Here is a 2,073-nt window from a genome sequence, read left to right on the forward strand (position 1 = left end):
AATACGGAGCGGCAGAAATATCAGTTCCCGTATAAAAAAATTGGGACAGCGCCATTCAGCTGGAGTGTGAACAGGGCTCTATCTTAAATTAAGGCATTATTTGTCTGGACAATGGGGTCCACTATACCCTTCATTGGACTGCCGTTATCAGAATGCAGCGTAAGCTGTTGAAACTGTATATCTTCACGATGACATAGATCGCGTAACAGTTCGCCAGCCAAGGCGCTGTTTTCTTCTTCATACACTTGCCAACCGACGATCTTTCGGCTGAAAATATCAACAAATAGATACAGATAGAAGAACTGTCCGCGGATAAGCGATGGCAGGTAGGTAATATCCCAGCTATAGAGCTGGTTAGGTGCTGTAGCGCAGACTGCACGCGGTTTGGTACGTGTTTGAGCAGGACGTTCGCTACGCCGATGGGCAAGCTGTTTTTGCTCTCGCAGTATGCGATAGAAAGTTGATTCGGAAGCCAGATAGCAGCCTTGATCGGCTAGTCGTGGCACGATCTGACTCGGTGGCAGATGGCCGAATTCATCGGAATTGGCGACTGCCAACACCTCGGCACGCTCGATTGCTGTTAGTTTGTGTGGCGGTTGATAGTCACGTAATGGACGTTGATCACAGTGAACTGTTTCACCGGTCTGCCAGCGTTGTATGGTGCGTTCACTTAGGCCTAATACTTCACAGGCTTTAACTCGGCGTACACCTGCTGTTATCGATTCATTCAGTATAACAATCACTTGCTTGCGCTCTTCGAGGGTAGTCATTCGACCTCTCCCCCCAAGAGCGCCCGGAACTTTTTTTGCAGAACCAACAGCGCTGCGGCTTCCGCTAAGGCCTTGTCTTTGCGCAATAATTCACGTTCAAGGCTTTGCTTTTCCACTTTCAATGCACGTAAGGCCCGCGCTTCTCCACGCGGGTCTCCTGAATCACCCTGACTACAGAAATCAGTTTTCCACTGTTCCAGTTGATGGGCAAAAACGCCTCGTGCACGGCACCAGGTATTTAAGTCCTCGCCGAGTAAACCATAGGTTTGCTGCAATGCGGCAAGACGCTCTTCTGACCCCCCAGTTAATATTGTGTTTGTGGTGTAAGCGCTTAAACCAAAGCAAAGGGGATACCTCAGGGTCTGACCTCCTTTGGTTTAGTTGATAACTGTATTATTTACGAGCACCAGCTGAGTTATCAGGCGTGTCCATAATACGGTTTAGCAGGTTGGTCTGTTGTGATACTCTATCAGCTTGAGTTAAGTCAATCATACTTTTAAGATCTGAAAAACGTTTCTCGGCTTCTTTTAGGTCTTCAGTTGCCTTAATCAAATCGCCGTCTTTTACAGCTGCTCGGGCTTTTTTCAAGTAATCATTAGCGCGGTTACGATTACGGTCAAGTTTATCATTAGCATTGATCTCTTTGCTCAACTTTAAGGCGTCTTTGATATTGTTTATAATGATATCGTCACCGGCTTTGCCACTGTCTGCTGCGCCGCCGCTGTTTCTTACCTGAATAGCTCTCAATGCATCAGCAACTTGACCCAAAGTGGCATCAATCCCTTCAAGCGGAGTCATTCTATTGTACATACATGCCATACCCAAACAGACATCGGCAGTAGTCGGAAAAGATCCTAAAGAAAGTGCCAATGTAGTCGCCACGACAGCGTTTTTTAATAATTTCATGTAATGTAAACCTCGTTGTAGTTATTATTATTAGGTCTGCAACTGCTAGATATTAAGCATATTTAATTAGTTACATGACAATATAAACTTTATCATAACTCTTGTGAATATTAAATAAATTAACTCGGTTCGAGGAATTCAGAGCATCTCAAATAAAAGCAATTAACATTTTAAGGTATTTTAGGAGGCGCTCATCATTGGGCGAGAGAGTTTACCAGGCTAGGCATGAGGTTGTTTTGCTTAATGCGCGCTACGTTAAGGGTTTTATTGTATAGTTTCTCAGGTAAATAATTTCCAAGCCACTACAGTAAAATTCACGCAGGGATTGCGAAATCTTCACGCATTTTCTTCATGACACACAAAACTTTACTGGCATCTTGCATATACGTCTTGAAAG

3 protein-coding genes are annotated in these 2,073 nt (G+C 44.5%); all 3 read right to left on the bottom strand.

The window, feature by feature from the left end:
• Positions 1 to 83: 83 nt before the first annotated feature.
• The 3 genes from RW114_RS20460 to RW114_RS20470 all read right to left on the bottom strand — a co-directional run bounded on the left by RW114_RS20460 (position 84) and on the right by RW114_RS20470 (position 1,676).
• Positions 84 to 770: a DDE-type integrase/transposase/recombinase gene (locus tag RW114_RS20460; RefSeq protein WP_340124574.1), complete on the bottom strand. Its 687-nt coding sequence runs from the start codon at positions 768 to 770 to the stop codon at positions 84 to 86.
• Positions 767 to 1,045 carry a hypothetical protein gene (locus RW114_RS20465; RefSeq protein WP_340124575.1) on the bottom strand — a complete coding sequence of 93 codons (279 nt, stop codon included), beginning with the start codon at positions 1,043 to 1,045 and terminating at the stop codon, positions 767 to 769. Before RW114_RS20465 ends, RW114_RS20460 begins: the two co-directional genes overlap by 4 nt.
• A 118-nt stretch (positions 1,046 to 1,163) precedes the next feature.
• Positions 1,164 to 1,676 (bottom strand): hypothetical protein, encoded by a 513-nt coding sequence (locus RW114_RS20470; RefSeq protein ID WP_340124576.1) that lies wholly within the window; start codon positions 1,674 to 1,676, stop codon positions 1,164 to 1,166.
• Between the last annotated feature and the right edge of the window lie 397 nt (positions 1,677 to 2,073).

It is taken from the genome of Methylobacter svalbardensis, assembly GCF_037671525.1.
Taxonomy (GTDB): Bacteria; Pseudomonadota; Gammaproteobacteria; order Methylococcales; family Methylomonadaceae; genus Methylobacter_A; species Methylobacter_A svalbardensis.

What these genes read in the sequence shown, in the direction of transcription:
- RW114_RS20460 (WP_340124574.1), bottom strand. Translation starts at nt 770, where the DNA reads ATGACTACCCTCGAAGAGCGCAAGCAAGTGATTGTTATACTGAATGAA.
- RW114_RS20470 (WP_340124576.1), bottom strand. Translation starts at nt 1,676, where the DNA reads ATGAAATTATTAAAAAACGCTGTCGTGGCGACTACATTGGCACTTTCT.